This window comes from Lentzea sp., assembly GCF_035525475.1.
Lineage (GTDB): Bacteria > Actinomycetota > Actinomycetes > Mycobacteriales > Pseudonocardiaceae > Lentzea.
The window spans coordinates 1-16,989 of record NZ_DATLEC010000212.1 but is presented as its reverse complement, the minus strand read 5'-3'; the positions used below and the strand labels follow the sequence as shown (position 1 = coordinate 16,989).

Annotated in this window: 19 protein-coding genes; 14 read left to right on the top strand and 5 right to left on the bottom strand. The window is 70.1% G+C overall.

Annotation, left to right across the window (positions count from 1 at the left end):
• Positions 1-4: 4 nt before the first annotated feature.
• From VM306_RS32640 to VM306_RS41470, 6 genes are read left to right on the top strand one after another with little or no spacing between them, the layout of a single operon-like run.
• Complete coding sequence (locus VM306_RS32640) at positions 5-778, top strand: GNAT family N-acetyltransferase (RefSeq protein ID WP_325521708.1); 774 nt, start codon at positions 5-7, stop codon at positions 776-778.
• Complete coding sequence (locus VM306_RS32635; protein WP_325521706.1) at positions 775-1,647, top strand: lysophospholipid acyltransferase family protein; 873 nt, start codon at positions 775-777, stop codon at positions 1,645-1,647. Before VM306_RS32640 ends, VM306_RS32635 begins: the two co-directional genes overlap by 4 nt.
• Positions 1,604-2,947: an MFS transporter gene (locus VM306_RS32630; RefSeq protein ID WP_325521704.1), complete on the top strand. Its 1,344-nt coding sequence runs from the start codon at positions 1,604-1,606 to the stop codon at positions 2,945-2,947. Before VM306_RS32635 ends, VM306_RS32630 begins: the two co-directional genes overlap by 44 nt.
• The gene (locus VM306_RS32625; RefSeq protein ID WP_325521702.1) at positions 2,947-4,116 is read left to right on the top strand and encodes a cysteine desulfurase family protein; all 1,170 of its coding nucleotides are present in this window, start codon (positions 2,947-2,949) and stop codon (positions 4,114-4,116) included. The genes VM306_RS32630 and VM306_RS32625 overlap by 1 nt, the downstream gene beginning before the upstream one ends.
• Positions 4,113-5,195: a tRNA 2-thiouridine(34) synthase MnmA gene (gene mnmA / locus VM306_RS32620; RefSeq protein WP_325521700.1), complete on the top strand. Its 1,083-nt coding sequence runs from the start codon at positions 4,113-4,115 to the stop codon at positions 5,193-5,195. Before VM306_RS32625 ends, mnmA begins: the two co-directional genes overlap by 4 nt.
• Before the next feature lie 25 nt (positions 5,196-5,220).
• Complete coding sequence (locus VM306_RS41470) at positions 5,221-5,571, top strand: methyltransferase domain-containing protein (protein ID WP_414672475.1); 351 nt, start codon at positions 5,221-5,223, stop codon at positions 5,569-5,571.
• Between the two features lie 197 nt (positions 5,572-5,768).
• Here VM306_RS41470 and VM306_RS32615 read toward each other — a convergent pair whose 3' ends face one another.
• Positions 5,769-6,620 (bottom strand): serine/threonine dehydratase, encoded by an 852-nt coding sequence (locus VM306_RS32615; RefSeq protein WP_325521698.1) that lies wholly within the window; start codon positions 6,618-6,620, stop codon positions 5,769-5,771.
• Positions 6,617-7,120, bottom strand: coding sequence for a DUF6584 family protein (locus VM306_RS32610; protein ID WP_325521696.1), 504 nt, complete (start codon positions 7,118-7,120; stop codon positions 6,617-6,619). Before VM306_RS32610 ends, VM306_RS32615 begins: the two co-directional genes overlap by 4 nt.
• A gap of 36 nt (positions 7,121-7,156) precedes the next feature.
• Here VM306_RS32610 and VM306_RS32605 point away from each other — a divergent pair, with 36 nt between their 5' ends.
• On the top strand, positions 7,157-8,299 hold the full coding sequence (locus tag VM306_RS32605) for a hypothetical protein (RefSeq protein WP_325521694.1): 1,143 nt from the start codon (positions 7,157-7,159) through the stop codon (positions 8,297-8,299).
• A 38-nt stretch (positions 8,300-8,337) separates the two neighbouring features.
• Positions 8,338-8,736, top strand: a complete 399-nt coding sequence (locus VM306_RS32600; RefSeq protein ID WP_325521692.1) for a hypothetical protein — start codon at positions 8,338-8,340, stop codon at positions 8,734-8,736.
• Here the strand turns inward: VM306_RS32600 and paaI are convergent.
• On the bottom strand, positions 8,675-9,061 hold the full coding sequence (gene paaI / locus VM306_RS32595) for a hydroxyphenylacetyl-CoA thioesterase PaaI (protein WP_325521690.1): 387 nt from the start codon (positions 9,059-9,061) through the stop codon (positions 8,675-8,677). The two genes, VM306_RS32600 and paaI, sit on opposite strands and share 62 nt — an antisense overlap.
• 104 nt (positions 9,062-9,165) lie before the next feature.
• On the opposite strand from paaI, the gene VM306_RS32590 reads away from it, so the two are divergent.
• A complete protein-coding gene (locus VM306_RS32590; protein WP_325521688.1) occupies positions 9,166-9,303 on the top strand; it encodes a hypothetical protein in 138 nt (45 codons plus the stop codon).
• On the opposite strand, the gene VM306_RS32585 is transcribed toward VM306_RS32590, so the two are convergent.
• A complete protein-coding gene (locus tag VM306_RS32585; protein WP_325521686.1) occupies positions 9,291-10,625 on the bottom strand; it encodes a cellulose binding domain-containing protein in 1,335 nt (444 codons plus the stop codon). The genes VM306_RS32590 and VM306_RS32585 overlap by 13 nt on opposite strands.
• 188 nt (positions 10,626-10,813) lie before the next feature.
• Between VM306_RS32585 and VM306_RS32580 the strand changes: the two genes are divergently transcribed.
• Positions 10,814-11,815, top strand: a complete 1,002-nt coding sequence (locus VM306_RS32580; RefSeq protein WP_325521684.1) for a methionine synthase — start codon at positions 10,814-10,816, stop codon at positions 11,813-11,815.
• Between the two features lie 90 nt (positions 11,816-11,905).
• A complete protein-coding gene (locus VM306_RS32575) occupies positions 11,906-13,759 on the top strand; it encodes a glycoside hydrolase family 9 protein (protein WP_325521682.1) in 1,854 nt (617 codons plus the stop codon).
• A gap of 10 nt (positions 13,760-13,769) precedes the next feature.
• Here VM306_RS32575 and VM306_RS32570 read toward each other — a convergent pair whose 3' ends face one another.
• A complete protein-coding gene (locus VM306_RS32570; RefSeq protein ID WP_325521680.1) occupies positions 13,770-14,249 on the bottom strand; it encodes an N-acetyltransferase in 480 nt (159 codons plus the stop codon).
• Between the two features lie 101 nt (positions 14,250-14,350).
• Between VM306_RS32570 and VM306_RS32565 the strand changes: the two genes are divergently transcribed.
• The 3 genes from VM306_RS32565 to ligA all read left to right on the top strand — a co-directional run.
• Entirely contained in the window at positions 14,351-14,908 is a 558-nt protein-coding gene (locus VM306_RS32565; protein WP_325521678.1) for a YdeI/OmpD-associated family protein, read from the top strand.
• 5 nt (positions 14,909-14,913) lie between these two features.
• Positions 14,914-15,567, top strand: coding sequence for a hypothetical protein (locus VM306_RS32560; protein ID WP_325521676.1), 654 nt, complete (start codon positions 14,914-14,916; stop codon positions 15,565-15,567).
• Positions 15,568-15,601: 34 nt separating this feature from the next.
• On the top strand, positions 15,602-16,989 hold a 1,388-nt coding region (ligA, locus tag VM306_RS32555; RefSeq protein ID WP_325521674.1), incomplete at its 3' end, for an NAD-dependent DNA ligase LigA.

Genomic DNA, 16,989 nt, shown 5'->3' with positions numbered 1-16,989 from the left:
GCGCATGACGCAGCCGGAACTGCTTGTCAGCACCCCCGCCCAGCAGGACGGGGACGCCCCTCGCTACTCCCTGCTCGTCGCCCGCGACAGCGAGGAGGTCGTCGCAGCCCAGCGACTGCGCTACGAGGTGTTCGCCGGTGAGATGGGGGCGACGCTGCACACCGGCGTGCCCGGCCACGACGTCGACGAGTTCGACGAGCACTGCGACCACCTCGTGGTGCGCGACGACCGCACCGGCCAGATCGTCGGCGGCTACCGCATGCTGCCGCCGGAACGCGCGAAGGAGGCCGGGCGCCTCTACAGCGACGGCGAGTTCGACCTCTCCAACCTCGACGCCATCCGGTCCACCACGGTCGAGACCGGGCGCTCCTGCGTGCACCCCGACCACCGCAACGGCGCCGTCGTCAGCCTCGTGTGGGCCGGCATCGCGCGGTACATGCTGCTGAGCGGCCACAAGTGGCTCGTAGGGTGCGCCTCGATCCCCTTGCAGGACGGGGGAAGCCTCGCCGCCGGGGTGTGGGACACCGTGCACGCCAAGCACTTCGCGCCCGAGCAGTACCGCGTCACGCCGCACAACCCGTGGGACGTCGACTCGGTCGCACGCCCGGCGAAGACCGTGGTGCCGCCGCTGCTCAAGGGGTACCTGCGGCTCGGCGCCAAGATCTGCGGCCGTCCCGCGCTCGACGCCGACTTCGGTGTCGCGGACCTGTTCATCCTGCTCGGCATGGACCACGTGGACCAGCGCTATCTCAAGTTCTTCCTGGGGGAGACGGCATGAGTCACGCCTGGATGCCCTCGTCGCCGTGCGGCGACGGATGCGTCAGCGGAACGCCGCGAGAAGTCGGCAGGGTCAGGCAGGTCTGGCGCGCGGTCACCGCGGTCACCGTGCTCCTGTGCGGAGCGATGATCGCGATCGCGCTGCTGCTGCCCGGCAAGCAGCGGGAGAACGTCGTCCGCCTGTGGTTCCACGCGGTCCTGAGGGCGTTCGGGGTCAGGCTGCGGGTCCACGGCGCCAGGAAGTACCAGGAGATCCCGGAACGCGGCGTGCTCGTCGTGAGCAACCACGTGTCGTGGCTGGACGAGCTCGCGATCGACTCGGTGCAGCCGATCAAGCTCGTCGCGAAGAAGGACATCAAGAGCTGGCCGGTGCTCGGCAGGCTCATCACGGCCGCCGGCACGGTCTACCTTGACCGCGAGAAGCTCCGCGAGCTGCCGCAGGCCGTCAGCGAGCTCGCGGCGACGCTGCGCAACGGCAGCGCGGTCGGCATCCACGCCGAGGGCACGACGTGGTGCGGGCTCGCGTCCGGGCGCTACAAGCCCGCGTTGTTCCAGGCCGCGCTCGACGCCGGTGTGCCGGTGCGGCCGATCGTGCTGCGGTACCGGATCGGCGACCACGTCACCACGCAGCCCGCGTTCATCGGCAGCGACACGCTCATCGACTCCATCCGTCGGGTGCTGAAGGTCCGCGACCTGGTCGTCGAGGTGCACGTGCTCGACGAGATCGCTCCCGGCCGTGCCGGGACGCGCAGGGAGCTCGCGAAACTTGCCGAAGAGCAATCAACCCGCTTGACCTCGACCGAGCTGGAGATAGCACCATCAAGGGGTGACAGTCACCGCGCCCGCGCCATCTCACCTCTGGTCGCCTGAACGCCGCTGGCCCACGATCGGCATCCTCCTGCTGGTCACCCTCCTCGCCTTCGAGGCGATGGGTGTCGGCACGGCGATGCCCACGATGGTCCGCGAACTGAAGGGCGAAGCGCTCTACGCGTGGCCGTTCCTCGCGAACCTCGCGGCCAGCGTCATGGCGACGGTGTTCTCCGGCCGGCTCTCCGACCGCAGGGGCCCCAAGCCCGCGGTGCTGGTCGGCGTCGTGCTGTTCCTCGCCGGACTCGTGGTCGCGGGCATGGCGGAGACCATGGCGGTGCTGCTCGCCGGCCGCGTGCTGCAGGGCTTCGGCGCGGGGTTCCTGATCGTCGCGGTCTACGTGCTGATCGCGGTCGCCTACCCCGAGGAGTCCCGGCCCGCCGTGTTCGGCGCGCTGTCCGCGGCGTGGGTGATCCCGTCGCTGGTCGGGCCCGCGGTCGCGGGCTGGGCGACCGAGCACCTGAGCTGGCGGCTGGTGTTCCTCGCGATCGTGCCGCTGGTGCTGATCGGCAGCGTCCTGCTGGTCCCCGTCCTGCGAGGCCTGCCGCAGCACTCCGCAACCCCGCCGGTACGCAGGTACCTGCCGCCCGCCGCGGTGGCCGTCGGGCTCGGCGTGGCCGGCCTGAGCTGGGGGTTGCAGCACAGGACGTGGTGGCTGATCGCGGTCGCGTTGCTGCTGCTGGCGCCCGCGCTGCGCATCCTGCTGCCGAAGGGCACGCTGCTGGCCCGCCGCGGCCTCCCCGTCACGATCCTCGCGCGCGGCATGCTGGCCGGCACGTTCTTCGCGGTCGAGTCGTTCATCCCGCTCACGCTGACCGTCGTGCACGGCTACTCGCCCCTGGAGTCGGGCCTTCCGCTGACCCTGAGCGCGCTCGGCTGGGCGGGCGCGTCGAACTGGGCGTCGCGGCACCCCAAGATCGAACGCCACACGCTCGTGCGCGTCGGGTTCCTGTTCACCGCGGCCGGCATGGCGGCCGTGACGCTCATCGCACCCTCGTGGGGTCCCGCGTGGCTCACGCCGGTGCTGTGGGCCGTCGCGGGCGCGGGCATGGGCATGGCGACGTCCAGCGTCGGCGTGCTGATGATGGCCGCATCGCCCGAGGCCGACCGCGGTTTCAACTCGGCGGCGCTGCAGATCTCCGACATGGTCGGCTCCGCCACCATGATCGGGCTCGGCGGCGTGCTCGTCGTGGCGACCGCGCCGACCGCGGGCGTGGTCGTGCTGAACCTGTCGATGGCGGCGTTGGCCGTGGTGGGAGCGATTCTGACGGGGCCCCGCATGCGGGCTACCCTGGAGACCTGATGGCTTATCTCGACCACGCGGCCACGACCCCGATGCACCCCGAGGCGGTCGCGGCGATGACCGAGGCGTTGTCCACCCCGGGCAACGCCTCGTCGCTGCACACCTCGGGCAGGCGGGCGCGCCGCGCCGTCGAGGAGGCCCGCGAGACCATCGCCGAGGCCCTGGGCGCCCGGCCGTCCGAGGTGCTCTTCACCGGCGGCGGCACGGAGAGCGACAACCTCGCGGTCAAGGGCATCTACTGGGCGAGCGGCAAGCGCCGCGTGCTGGCCTCCGCCGCCGAGCACCACGCCGTGCTGGACGCCGTCGAGTGGCTGGAGCAGCGGGGCGCCGAGGTCACCTGGCTGCCCACCGACCGCTTCGGCCGGGTGTCCGCCGAGTCCGTGGCGGACGCCCTGGACGACGACGTCGCGCTCGTCACCACGATGTGGGCGAACAACGAGGTCGGCACGATCAACCCCGTGCACGACATCGCGGCCGTGTGCGCGGAGCGCGGTGTTCCGTTCCACACGGACGCGGTGCAGGCCGTGGGCGCTGTCCCCGTCGACTTCGCCGCTTCCCGCGCCTCCGCGCTGACCATGACCGGCCACAAGGTCGGCGGGCCCTACGGCGTCGGTGTGCTGCTCCTGGCGCGTGACGTGAAGTGCGCGCCGTTGCTGCACGGCGGCGGCCAGGAGCGCGACGTGCGGTCCGGCACGCTGGACGTGCCGGCGATCGTCGGCCTGGCGCGCGCGGTGCGGATCGCGGTGGACGAACAGGAACAGCGTGCCGTCGAACTGACGGCGTTGCGCGACGAGCTGATCGCGTCGGTGCGCGCGGTCGTGCCGGACGTGATCCTGAACGGCGACCCGTCCGACCGGCTGCCCGGCAACGCGCACCTCACGTTCCCCGGCTGCGAGGGCGACAGCCTGCTGATGCTGCTCGACGCCCGCGGTGTCGAGTGCTCGACGGGATCCGCGTGCACGGCCGGTGTCGCGCAGCCGAGCCACGTGCTCGTCGCGATGGACGTCGAACCGGCGCTGGCGCGAGGGTCTTTGCGCTTCTCGCTCGGGCACACCTCGACGCGCGCGGACGTCGAGGAGCTCGTGTCGGTGATCGGTCCGGTGGTGGAAAGGGCCCGCACGGCGGGTCTGGCAGGCATGAGGCGTTCCCGGAAGGTGGTCAAGCAGTGAAGGTCCTCGCGGCGATGAGCGGTGGTGTCGACTCCGCGGTGGCGGCGGCACGCGCCGTCGAAGCGGGACACGACGTGACGGGCGTGCACCTGGCGTTGTCGGCGAAGCCCGGCACCCTGCGCACCGGCGCGCGCGGCTGCTGCACGGTCGAGGACGCGCACGACGCCCGTCGCGCGGCCGACCTGATGGGCATCCCGTTCTACGTCTGGGACTTCGCCGAGCGCTTCACAGAAGAGGTCGTCGAGGACTTCGTCGCGGAGTACGCGGCGGGCCGCACGCCCAACCCGTGCCTGCGCTGCAACGAGCGGATCAAGTTCGAGGCGTTGCTGGACAAGGCGATCGCCCTGGGCTTCGACGCCGTCTGCACCGGTCACTACGCGCGCCTGGAGATGGTCGGCGGCCGTCCGGAGCTGCGCCGCAGCGCCGATCTCGGCAAGGACCAGTCGTACGTGCTGGCCTCCCTGACCGCCGAGCAGCTCTCGCACGCCATGTTCCCGCTGGGGGACACGACGAAGGACGACGTCCGGGCCGAGGCGGCGTCGCGCGGCCTGTCGGTCGCGAAGAAGCCGGACAGCCACGACATCTGCTTCATCCCCGACGGCGACACGCAGAAGTTCCTGGCCGGTCGCATGGAGACCAGGCCGGGCCTGCTGATCGACGACGCGACCGGCGCGGTGCTCGGCCGGCACGCGGGCGTCCACGAGTTCACCGTGGGGCAGCGCAAGGGGCTTGGTCTCGACGGGCCCGCTCCCGATGGCCGGCCCCGGTACGTGCTGGCGTTGGAGCCGGTGTCGGGCAACGTGCGCGTCGGCGCGGCGGAGAAGCTCGCGGTGACGGGGATCTCGGCTTCCTCGCCGGTCGCGCACGTGCCGCTCGACGGGCCTGTGGAGTGCGTCGCCCAGGTGCGTGCGCACGGCGGCACGGCTCCGGCGGTCGCCGAGTTCGTCGACGGCGTGCTGCGGGTGCAGCTGCGCGAGCCGTTGAGGGGCGTGGCGCCGGGCCAGGCCGTGGCGATCTACCGCGAGGACGCGGCGGGCGACGTCGTGCTGGCCAGCGCGACGATCGACGCGACCAGCTGATCGGCTCGTCGACGCGGTCGACGTCGTGCTGGACGTCGGTTGCGGCACCGGGCAGATGCTGACCGCGGCACGGGAACGAGGGCATCGCGGCCGTCTGGTCGGCATCGATCCGGACGCGCCGTCGTTGGAGCGGGTTCTCGGTCGTCGTGACGACGTCGGGTGGGTGCTCGCGAAGGCCGTCGCGACGAGCCGGCACGCCGATCTGCGGAAGTCGTTGCGCGCCATCAGGTTTTCACTGCGGCAGGCGGGAGGTTCGCCTTCGACACCCGCAACCCCGTCCGTGAGCCGGAGCAGTGGGTGTTCTCGGAGATCGAGGTCGACGACTTGGCCGTCGCTACCGGCTAAATCGCTTGTAGCGCTGGGGAAGCAGATCTAGCGTTCGCTGCGTGACGTTCATGGACACGGTGTTCCTCGACCCGAAGCCTGACCTGGCCGCACGGGCGCGCAACGCGTTCCGGTGCTTCGTCAGCCCCTCGGACCGGCGCAAGCTGAGCGGTCAGGCCCGTCGTGACGACGTGCCGGTGTGGGTGGTGTCGCCGTTGCGCAGGCTGGGCGCGCGCCGGTTCCGCCGGTCTAGCTGGGACGCCACTCCGAGTTCGCTCCGCACAGGAGCACGCAGGGCAGCTCAGTCGTCACGTCGCCCCTGAGGAACGCCGCGAACGCCGCCGCGGCAGCGGGTTCGACCGCGATCCGGAACTCCTCCCAGAGCCGGTCGCGGGCCGAGAGGATCTCCGCGTCGGTGACCAGGGCCGAGGAGACGTTGTGCCGCTGGAGGATCTCCAGCGGCAGCTCGCCGGCCCGCGTGGCACCCAGCGCGTCCGCCGCCACCGAGCTCACCGCGGAGTCGACGGGCTCGCCGGCCTCCAGGGCGTTGTGCATCGCGCGGCAGTTCTCGGGTTCCACGGCGATGATGTGCCGTCCACCGGAAGCCAGGGCGGCGCCGGCGACGAGCCCGCCGCCTCCCACCGCGACGAAGATCGTGTCGACGTCCGGGGCGTCCTCGACGATCTCCTGCGTGACCGTGGCCTGGCCCTCGATGACGGTCTGGCTGTTGTAGGCCTCGACGTAGGGCAGGTCGAGCTCGCGGGCGGCCGCGGACGCTTCGGCGTAGGTGTTGCCGTGGCGGATCAGCTTGGCGCCCAACGCTTCGATGCGCCTGGTCTTGGTCTCGGGCGCGGTCACCGGGACGAACACGGTGGCGTGGGCGCCGAGCAGCTGGGCCGCCTGGGCGACGGCGATGCCGTGGTTGCCTCCCGAGGCCGTGACGACCTCGGAGGAGTCCAGGGCCAGCAGGGTGTTCACCGCGCCACGGATCTTGAACGACCCGGTGAGCTGGAGGTGCTCCAGCTTGAACACCAGCGGCCGGCCGTCGGCGGACGCGTGCATGACAGGGGTGCGGCGGACGTACTGCGACAACGTTCTCATGTGACCAGCTTCCACAAGAACTGCGCGAGAGTCACGATCCCCAGCAGGAAACACACCAGGACGAACGTGCCGCCGACCATCACGATCAGGCAGGCGCCCCAGGACGTCTCCTGGTCCGGGGTCGTGTCGAGCTCGCGCCGCAACTCGGCTCGGGCCTGTTCGTGCAGCGACGCCAACCGGTTCCTGGCCGTCTCGGTGGGAGCCTCCTCCGCGGAGCCCTGCCACGAGAGCGCTCCCAGTCTTGCTTCCGCGCGGCGGTAGGCCCGTTCGAACGCCCACGTCTCGTCCGGGTCGCGGCCGTCGGACAGGTACGTCCAGCGGCCCGCCTGGGCCGGCTGGCCGAGCACGCGGTAGACCTCGGCGAGGCGCTCGCGCAGATCGAGCCGGTGGGGGTAGGTGCCGACGAGACCCGCGACGCGTTGACGTGCCCGAAGCACGCTCGCGAGGTCGCCACGCCGCAACTCCTCGGCCGCTTTGTGGAGCGTCAGCTCTACCGGCATGAACAACAGTTTTGCAGGTGGGGCTAGCTTTGACCCGTGTTCGGCCTATCGCTGCTGGTCTCCGGCCTCGCCTGGTGGCTGGGGCTCTACCTGCTCGCCCGCGACCCCCGCAAGCCGGTGCTGTGGTGGGCGGGCACCGGGATGATCGGCTACGCGGTGGCGGTCGTCGTGCCCCATCCCGTGCTGCTGGGAGTACCCGCGCTGGCCTGGACGGGTGCGATCCTGGTGCTGGCGCGGCCGGAGTGGGTCCGGTGGTGGCTGGTCGCGGTGGTGCCGTTCCTCGCGGCGTCGTTCTGGTTGCCGTGGCTCGTGTTGCTCCCTTTGGCGGCATCCACCGCCCTAGCCATAAGGAAACGCGCTTACTTTTCACTCGTCGGAGTGATGTTCGGGCTCTCTGCTGCCGCTTTCCTGCTCCGGCTCCTGCCCGACGCGGCGACGCTGCCGATGATCGGCCTCGACCTCGTGGTGTTCGGGGTGCTGGTCGCGGTCACCGACGCCGTCGAGGAGGGCGAGGCGATCCGCGCGGACATGCTGCGGTCGTTGGTGATCGCCGGCTTCACGGCCGTGCTGTTCGGGTCGCAGGTGGTGCTGTTCGGCGGTCCCGAGCTGCTCGCCTTCACGACGGTCGCGGCGGCCATCGCGGTGCAGGTGCTCGCGAACCCGCTCGCGTCGGTCGTCGACCGTCTCGCCGTGCCCGCCGTCGCGGCCGAACGCGCGTCGTTGCGCGAGGCCGCGGAGTCGTTGCCCAAGCGCCTGCCGCTGGTCACGGACGACCCGGCGGAGTTCGCTCGTCTCACGCGCAAGGCGTTGAGCCACTACGGCGATCTCGGGAAGCTCGTCGCGAGCCCGTTGATCGCTTTGACGGACGAGGGACCGCCGCTGGACCGGGCGGCCCAGCTGAAGAGTTTGCTGTTCGCCAGCATTCAACGGCTCAAGCCCGCCGGCGGTGAGTTCGGCACGAGCGACGAATGGCGTTATTACAACGCCGTCTACTTCTACTACGTCAAGGGAATCCGCCCCTATTCGGTGCGGACCAAGCGTGAGGACCTCGACCCCGAGGACCGCCGCGCGTTGCAGTGGTTCGTGACACAGGTGCCGGAGCGGACCCTCCACAACTGGCAGAACGCCGCCGCACGCCTGGTCGCGGCGGACCTGATGGCAGGGGTTGGCAGCGTTTGACGTGGTTCTGGCAGCGTTCGCCGGGCCATCGTCGGGCCATGCTGAAATTCGCCTTGAAACTCGACGGTGTCGCTTCGCTCGCCCTGGGGCTGCTGACCCTGCTGATCCGCCCGGACGTCGGGATTCCGGTGGGCTGGCAGATCGGGCTCGGTTCTTTCTGCGTCGTCTACGGCCTGGGTGTCTTCTTCTTGGGCACTCGCGCCGTTCCGGACCGCCGAATCGTTCTGCTGGTCATCATCGGCAACGCGGTGTGGGCCTTGGACAGCATTCTCGTCGCCGGGCTGAAGTGGTTCCCGTTGACCGGTCTCGGCGTCGCGCTGGTGCTGGCGCAGGGCCTCGCGGTGCTCGGGTTCGCGGTGCTGCAGGCCATCGGTCTCAGGAGCGCAGGGTCCGTGAACGACCGCGGAACTCGGCCACGATCTCAGTCCCTCGCCTGACCGTGATGTCGTAGATCCCGCTGCGGCCGAACCGGGTCCGTTCCACCGCCTCCGCCACCAGCTCGTCGCCCTCGTGCGCCGGCTTGATGAAGTCGATCTCCGCCGTGGCGGCGACGGTGACGGACCCGGCCCTGTTGCAGGCGCAGGCGAACGCCGTGTCCGCCAGCAGGAAGACGTAACCGCCGTGCGCGATGCCGTGACCGTTGATCATGTTCTCGGTGACCGTCATCCGCACCAGCGCGTAGCCGTCGCGCAGCTCGACCGGCGTGATGCCCAGCGCCGACGAGGCCTTGTCGGCGGCGAGCATCTCAGCAGGACCATTCATTCGTGGCAGCGTAGTCACCCTGGCGGTGGTGTCACGCGGCGTTCACGCCGACTTACTGTCCGGATGCTCTTTCGCTGAAAAACGGAGGTGGTTGTCATGGGTGGGTGTTCTTGCTGCAGCTCGTGCACGGGTCCGAGCTGCGGGTGCTGCGGCTCCTGCTGACGGCTCCGGGCGAACGGGAGAAGGCCGGTGCGGGGATTCCGCGCCGGCCTTCTCCCCGCAGGGGAAATCAGCCCGTGTAGGTCTTGAACATGTTCGTGAATTCCCAGTTGGACTGCGAGATGCCACTGCACGTGGGGGAAACTCCGCCGCCGGGGCACGAACCGTTGTCACGGCCGGCAGACCAGAACGCGATCCGTCCGACGTGGTTGGCCTTCGCGTAGTCGAGGACCTTGCGCGCGTCGGCCTGAGTCGTCGTCGGGCCCGTGTCGTTGCGTCCGATCATCGGCGTGAGGCCGAGCAACGCCTTCAGTTGCGCGTCGGACTTCGACGGCCAGATGGCGCGCATCTGTCCGAGGGTGGCGTTGGAGGCGTTGACCATCGCGTCGCCCCAGTTGCCCGTGTAGCCGAAGTTCATCAGCATCGGGTTCACGAGCACGGTGACGCCCTTGGCGGCCGCGTCCTTCAGGACGTCCACCGAGTACGGGTCCATGCCGTAGTCCTGACCCTGGATGCGCATCGTGTAGCTGACGGTGGTGCCGCGGGTGTCCTGCAGCCGCTTCAGCGCCGTGTTCACGATCGCCTGCGGGATCGTCGCTTCCACGTCCACGTCGATGCTGTTCGAGCCCACGGCGTCGAGCACCTTCACGTAGGCGTTGTACAGGGCGTCGGCGGTGGAGCACACGTGCTCCAGGTACGGGCCCATCGCACCGCCGGTCGCCACGATGACGCTGCCGCCCTGCGCCTTCAACGCCTTGGTGTCGTTCACGATGCGGCTGTCGTTCAACGGAACCGTGCCGCCCCACGCGGGATCGCAGCCGGCGGACGAGCCCAGCGCGAACGCGAGCGTGAAGTGCTTCTGACCGGTCGCGTTGGCCACGTCGACCAATGACGGCGTTGGCATCGTGATGTCGATGTACGGCGCGACGCGCGCGCTGCCGGGCGTCGGCGGCACGTCGGTCGTCGTGGTGGTGGGACCGGTGGTCGTCGTCGACGTGGTCGTGCTCGTCGTCGGCGTGCCACCGCCGCACGGAACGCCGTTGAGCTTGCAGTTGGCCGGTAGCGCCGAGCCGTTCACCAGGAAACCGAAGCTCGTGGAGGCGCCCGCGCCCACGTTGCCGTTGTACTCGCGGTTCGTGAACGTGTGGTGGGTGCCGCTGCTGGTCAGCGAGGCGTCCCAGAAGGAGCCCACGGTGGCTCCCGCGAGGTCGAACTCGAGCTTCCAGCCCGCCACCGCGGCCGTGCCCGCGGTGATCGTGAACTTGCCCTGGTAGCCGGAGCCCCAGGTCGAGTCCTGGCTGAACGCGGCGGAGTCGCCGGCGGCGGAGGCGGTGGGGGCGATCGCGACGAGTCCGGCCACGAGTGCGGTGGCGGCCCCGGCGGTGAAGAGGGCGAAACGAGTCATGGGAAGTGGTCCTTCCGGCAGGGGAGGAAGGGAGTGGTGCCGGGAACGCGGGGCGCGTCGCATCCCCGGCACCACGTCTGTGGGCGCTTCGCACTGAGAGCGCCTGGTCAGTCACGGTAAGTGGCCTAGACCATAGCGTCAATGGGTCTAGACCTCTTCTGTCCGGCGGACAGTGGAACAATTCGCGGGTGCGTGGAGCCACTGGAATCGGATCACTGCCCGGAACGGACATCGACGAGGCGGCGAGGGTTGTCGTCGGAGAGCTGCCGGAGCTGCCGCACGTCCCGGAGCTGCCTGCGCGGGGCGTGGGCGCGGACATGGTCGGCCGCACCGCCGGCCTGCTCGTCGACCTCGCGATCGAGGTCGTCACATCCGGCTACCGGGTGACGCCGCGCCCCGGCCGTGACCACCGGCGTGCAGCCGACCTGCTGCGCGGCGACCTGGACGCGTTCGACGAGGCGTTGGAACGCGCGGGCGCGCAACCGTCAGTCGTGAAGGTGCAGGCGGTCGGGCCGTGGACGTTGATGTCGAACATCGAGCTGATGCGCGGCCATCGGGTGCTCACGGACCGCGGCGCCGTGAAGGAGTTCTCCGAGTCGTTGGCCGAGGGGTTGCGTCAGCACGCCGCCGAGGTCGCCAAGCGGACCAGGGCGAAGGTCGTCGTGCAGATCGACGAACCGGGCCTGCCCGCCGTGCTGCAGGGCCTGCTGCCGACGCCGTCGAAGCTCGGCACCGTGCCCGCGGTGCCCGGACCGGACGCCCGCACGGTGCTGGCCACCGTGATCGAGGCGCTGGGCGACCACGAGGTGATCGTCCACTGCTGCGCGCCGCACCCGCCGTTGACGCTGCTGCGCGAAGCCGGGGCGTCGGCCATCTCGTTCGACGCGACGCTGATCAAGGGTGCCGAGGCGCTCGACGAGATCGGTGAGACGTGGGAAGCGGGCACGACGCTGGCGCTGGGCCTGGTGCCGAGCACGGACCCCGGCTCGCCCGTGACGTTGAAGGAGGTCGGGCAGCGGGCGTTCACGCTGGTCGACCGCCTCGGTTTCCCGCGGTCGATCCTGGCGGAGAAGGCGCTGCCCACGCCGACGTGCGGCCTGGCCGGTGCGACGTCCGGCTGGGTCAAGCGCGCGCTGTCGCTGACCCGCGACCTGTCCTCCGCCTTCTCGGAGCCGCCAGAGGGCTGGTGATGTCCGTTTCGGGCGGCTAGTCTGCTGCGACTATTAGGAAACTTTCTTAACCGAAGGCCTGCGGTCAGGCCTGGACCGGGAGTTCCCCTCATGCGCATCAGACGTGCGGCTCTCGTCGCCGCAGTGCTCACCGGCGTGGTCGCGGCACCTGCCCAGGCCGCCCCGGCCGGGCAGGTCAGGCTCGACCAGATCGGGTTCGGCCCCTCCGAGGCGAAGCACGCCTACGTCCTCGGCGGTGCCGCGAACACCCGGTTCGCGGTCGTCGACAGCCGCGGCCGGACCGTGCTGACCGGCAGGACGGGCGCCTCGACGGGGTCGTGGAGCGAGAAGTTCCCCGCGGTGCACCCGATCGACTTCTCGTCCCTGAAGGCGGCGGGGACCTACCGGATCAAGGTCGGCTCCGCCGTGTCGCCGACGTTCAGGGTCGACTCCCTGAAGAAGCTGTTCTCGCCGGTGGCTCACAACACCGTCGAGTTCTTCCAGGCCCAACGGGACGGTGCGGACGTCATCCCCGGCCGCCTGGACCGCAAGCCCGCACACCTCACCGACCGTTCCGCGACGGTCTACGAGGCGCCGGTGTTCTCCGGTGAAGGCGGCGACGAGATCGCGGCGCCGCTGAAGCCGACGGGTGTGACGGTTGATCTGGAAGGCGGCTGGTTCGACGCGGGCGACTTCGTGAAGTTCACGCACGCGTCGTCGTACTCGACCGCGTCGATGCTGCTGGCGTTGCGCAACAAGCACGACGCCGCGCTGTACGAGGAAGCCGAGTTCGGCCTGAAGTGGCTCGACAAGGCTTGGGACGAGAAGACCGGCGTCCTGTACGCCCAGGTCGGCATCGGCACGGGATCCGAGGAGTTCGGCTTCGTCGGCGACCACGACGTGTGGCGCCTGCCAGAGGCCGACGACCGGCTCGACGTGAAGCCCGGCGACAGCGAGTACTTCATCAAGCACCGCCCCGTGTTCCGCGCGAACGCCGCCGGCGAGAAGATCAGCCCGAACCTGGTCGGGCGCGTCGCGGGCTCGTTCGCGCTGGCCGCGCAGATCGAGTCCCGTCGCGATCCGCGCCTTGCCCGTTCCTACCTCGAGAAGGCGGCTTCACTCTTCGCGCTGGCCAAGACCTCGGACGTCGGTGAGCTCGTGACGGCGTTCCCGCACGCCTACTACCCCGAGGAGTCGTGGACCGACGACATGGAGTTCGGCGCGACGCAGCTCGCGCTGGCCGCCAAGGCGTTGAACGACAAGCGTTACGGCCAGTTCGCCCGTGCCGCCACCCACTGGGCCGAGGAGTTCCTGGCGACCGGCGACCCCGACACGTTGAACGTCTACAACATCTCCGCCCTGGGCCACGCCGACCTCGCGCCGTTGCTGAAGAAGGGCGTTCCCGGCGCCGAGGTGACCGAGAAGCAGGTCGTGGGCGACATCGAGCGGCAGCTCCGCAAGGGTGCCGACGCCGCTCGCACGTCGCCGTTCCGCACCGCCGCCGACGTCGGGACCTGGGACGTAGGCTCGCGCACGTTCGGCTACATCACCACCGCCGCGCTGCACCGGAAGCTGACCGGCTCGCAGGAGTACGCGACCTTCGGCACCCAGCAACGCGGCTTCGCCCTCGGCACGAACGCCTGGGGCACCTCGCTGATCGTCGGTGTCGGCACGAGGTTCCCCGAGTGCCCGCACCACCAGGCGGCGAACCTGTCCGGTTCGTCGTCCGGCGGCTCGAAGGTGCTGGTCGGCGCGGTGATCAACGGCCCGAACGACGCCTCGCTGTTCGGTGACCTCGGCGAGATGCCGCCGGGTTCCGCCGACTGCACCAAGCCCTACACGCGGGAGTTCGACTCCGCGAAGTCCGTGTTCGCCGACGACCTGCGCTCGTGGCCGAGCTCGGAGCCGGCCATCGACTTCACGGCGACGGGCGTGCTCGGCTTCTCGCTGATCGCGCACTCCTGACCGGTGCGGCTCAGAGCCGGTTGAACGGCTCCGCGTACCGGAACGGCCCGGCTGGGACGTCCGCGAACAGCCGGGCCTGGAAGTGCTGCTCCCACCCGGGAACCGGTGGCGTGATCCCGAACTCGGACGCGAGCCGGAAGCCGAACCGCGAGTAGTAGCCCGGGTCGCCCAGGAGGATGACCGCGTGCTCGCCGCGCGCTTCGGCCGCTCCGAGAACGGCGTGCACCAGAGCCTTGCCGATGCCGGTCCGCTGGTGGTCCGGGTGGACGCTGAGCGGCCCGAGTCCCAGCGCGGGTACGTCGCCGACGTACCCGCGCGTGCACACCACGTGTCCCAGAACTCCCTCCGCGACCAGGGAAAGCTCCGGGATCCACCCCTCGTCCGCACGCAGCTGGTCGACCAGCGGGGCTTCCGGCCCGTTCTCGAACGCGAGGTTGGTGACGTCTCGGATGGCGTCGATGTCTGCGGGCGTCTCCCGCCGGATCAGCATGACGCGCACTGTGACCAAAACCGTTGCCGCGCGCCACCCGATTTCCACTGCTGCCGGTGCGAAGTCGTCCTTATGATGACGATCTGTCCGAGGAGGGTGCGTTGATCGTCTTCGAGGGTCCCGCCGAGTTCGACGCGTGGCTGCACGAGAACGGCGCGAACGAGACCGAGCTGTGGATCAAGTACGCCAAGAAGGGGTCGGGCCTCAGGACGATCACCTACGACGAGGCGCTCGACGTCGCGTTGTGCCACGGGTGGATCGACGGGCTCGTGCGGTCGGTGGACGAGACCTACTACTCGCAGCGCTGGACGCCCCGCACGCCGCGCAGCAAGTGGTCCAAGCGCAACTGCGCCAAGGTCGAGAAGCTCATCGCGGACGGCAGGATGCTGCCGGCGGGCCTGAAGGAGATCGAGAAGGCCAAGGCGGACGGCCGGTGGGACGCGGCCTACGCGGGGCCCGCGACCATCGAGGTGCCCGACGACCTGATCGAGGCGCTCAACGCCAACCCGAAGGCCGCCGAGTTCTTCAAGACGTTGAACAGCCAGAACCGGTACGCGGTGCTGCTGCGCATCCACGACGCGAAAAGGCCGGAGACGCGGAAGAAGCGCATCGCCCAGTTCGTCGACATGCTCGCCGAAGGCCGCAAGCTCTACGCTTGAGAATCATGAAGTGGTTCCGCCGCCGCAAAGCCGACGACGTCGTCCCCGCCCACCTGCCGAACGCCGACGAGGCCGCGCAGCGGTTCTGGGAGCGGTGGTTCGAGCTGGTGCCGGTGGTGAGCGCGGCGCTGGGCGACGGCGAACCGCACCGCGTCGAGGACGAGCTGAAGACCCTCGTCGAGGGGCTGCACCCGGACCTGGTGTTCTCGCTCGAACAGGGCCACATGGCGATGTACGCGCTGGTGGTCACCGGGCAGGAGGACCCGCGGCTGCGCCCGTACACCGACGCGTGGATCAAAGCCGCGCCGCCGAGCGACATGGTGTGGGAGTTCCACGACTCGGTGCCGCCGGTGCCGGACCCGACCGAGGTGGTCGTGAACCTCGGCGAGGTCAGGATGCGGCTCGGCGACTACCGCGTGGTCGCCCAGGTGGACGGGGACGTCGTCGACGTCGCGGTCTACCACCCGGCCCTGTCCGAGCTGAGCGACCAGCAGCGGCAGACGATGACGTTCCTGCCCCTGGACGTCACTCTCGGCGAGCGGCTCGCGGGGGAGCGGTTGCGGCGCGTGGAGACCGCGCAACGGGAGCCGGAGGGCACGATCAGCCTGCTGGAGCTGCGTTCACTCGTCCGTGAGCTCGCCGGGCGTTCGCGGGGCTGAGAAAGTGTCGGACCTGGTCACTAAGCTGTGGGACGTGACCAGCGAGAGCCTTGAAGACGTCCCCGCAGAGGTGCGCGAGCGGCATGCCGTGCTCGCGGAAGAGGTGCGCTCGCACCAGTTCCGCTACTACGTGCTGGACGACCCGATCGTCACCGATGGTGAGTTCGACGCGATGCTCAAGTCGCTGGAAGCGCTGGAGGCCGAGCACCCCGGTCTCGCCACGCCCGAGTCGCCGACGCAGCGCGTCGGCGGCACGTTCTCGACGGAGTTCAAGGCGGTCGACCACCTCGAGCGGATGCTCAGCCTGGACAACGTCTTCGCCCAGGACGAGCTGACGGGCTGGTTCGAGCGGGCCGGGAAGGAGATCGGCTCCGGCACGCACTTCCTGTGCGAGCTGAAGATCGACGGCCTCGCGATCAACCTGCTGTACGAGAAGGGCAAGCTCACGCGGGCGCTCACCCGCGGCGACGGCCGCACCGGTGAGGACGTGACGCTGAACGTCCGCACGATCGGCGACGTGCCCTCGGTGCTGAAGGGATCCGACGAGTTCCCGGTGCCCGGCCTGGTCGAGGTGCGCGGCGAGGTCTTCTTCGCGGTGGAGGACTTCCTGGCGCTGAACGCGTCGCTGGTCGAGCAGGGCAAGCCGCCGTTCGCGAACCCGCGCAACACGGCCGCGGGGTCGTTGCGGCAGAAGGACCCCAAGGTCACCGCCTCGCGCAAGCTGCGGATGATCTGCCACGGCATCGGCAAGACCGAGGGCTTCGAGGTCGCACGCCAGTCGCTCGCGTACGAGGCGCTCAGGTCGTGGGGCCTGCCCGTGTCGTCGCACACCGAGGTGCTCACCGACCCGGCGGACGTGCGCGAGAAGGTCGAGTACTGGGGCGAGCACCGGCACGACGCCGTGCACGAGATCGACGGCCTCGTCATCAAGGTCGACGAGGTGGCGCTGCAACGGCGCCTGGGCACGACGTCGCGCGCCCCGCGGTGGGCGATCGCGTACAAGTACCCGCCGGAGGAGGCCACCACGACGTTGCTGGACATCCAGGTCCAGGTGGGGCGCACGGGCCGGGTGACGCCGTTCGCCGTCATGGAGCCGGTGAAGGTGGCGGGCTCGACGGTCGCGCGGGCCACGTTGCACAACGCCTCCGAGGTGAAGCGCAAGGGCGTGCTGATCGGCGACCGCATCGTCATCCGCAAGGCCGGGGACGTGATCCCCGAGGTGCTGGGCCCGGTGATCGACGCCCGCCCCGCCGACGCCCGCGCGTTCGAGATGCCCCTGACCTGCCCCTCCTGCGGCCACGCGGTGCGTCCGATGAAGGAGGGCGACATCGACATCCGCTGCCCCAACGCCGCCGGCTGCCCGGCTCAACTGCACGAACGCCTGGCCTACCTCGCGTCCCGCTCGGCCCTGGACATCGAGGT

Excerpts from the sequence above, each read along its gene's own strand:
- VM306_RS32640 (WP_325521708.1), top strand. The coding sequence starts at position 5 with ATGACGCAGCCGGAACTGCTTGTCAGCACCCCCGCCCAGCAGGACGGG.
- VM306_RS32635 (WP_325521706.1), top strand. The coding sequence starts at position 775 with ATGAGTCACGCCTGGATGCCCTCGTCGCCGTGCGGCGACGGATGCGTC.
- VM306_RS32625 (WP_325521702.1), top strand. The coding sequence starts at position 2,947 with ATGGCTTATCTCGACCACGCGGCCACGACCCCGATGCACCCCGAGGCG.
- VM306_RS32615 (WP_325521698.1), bottom strand. The coding sequence starts at position 6,620 with ATGAGAACGTTGTCGCAGTACGTCCGCCGCACCCCTGTCATGCACGCG.
- VM306_RS32610 (WP_325521696.1), bottom strand. The coding sequence starts at position 7,120 with ATGCCGGTAGAGCTGACGCTCCACAAAGCGGCCGAGGAGTTGCGGCGT.
- VM306_RS32600 (WP_325521692.1), top strand. The coding sequence starts at position 8,338 with ATGCTGAAATTCGCCTTGAAACTCGACGGTGTCGCTTCGCTCGCCCTG.
- paaI (WP_325521690.1), bottom strand. The coding sequence starts at position 9,061 with ATGAATGGTCCTGCTGAGATGCTCGCCGCCGACAAGGCCTCGTCGGCG.
- VM306_RS32585 (WP_325521686.1), bottom strand. The coding sequence starts at position 10,625 with ATGACTCGTTTCGCCCTCTTCACCGCCGGGGCCGCCACCGCACTCGTG.
- VM306_RS32575 (WP_325521682.1), top strand. The coding sequence starts at position 11,906 with ATGCGCATCAGACGTGCGGCTCTCGTCGCCGCAGTGCTCACCGGCGTG.
- VM306_RS32570 (WP_325521680.1), bottom strand. The coding sequence starts at position 14,249 with ATGCTGATCCGGCGGGAGACGCCCGCAGACATCGACGCCATCCGAGAC.
- VM306_RS32560 (WP_325521676.1), top strand. The coding sequence starts at position 14,914 with ATGAAGTGGTTCCGCCGCCGCAAAGCCGACGACGTCGTCCCCGCCCAC.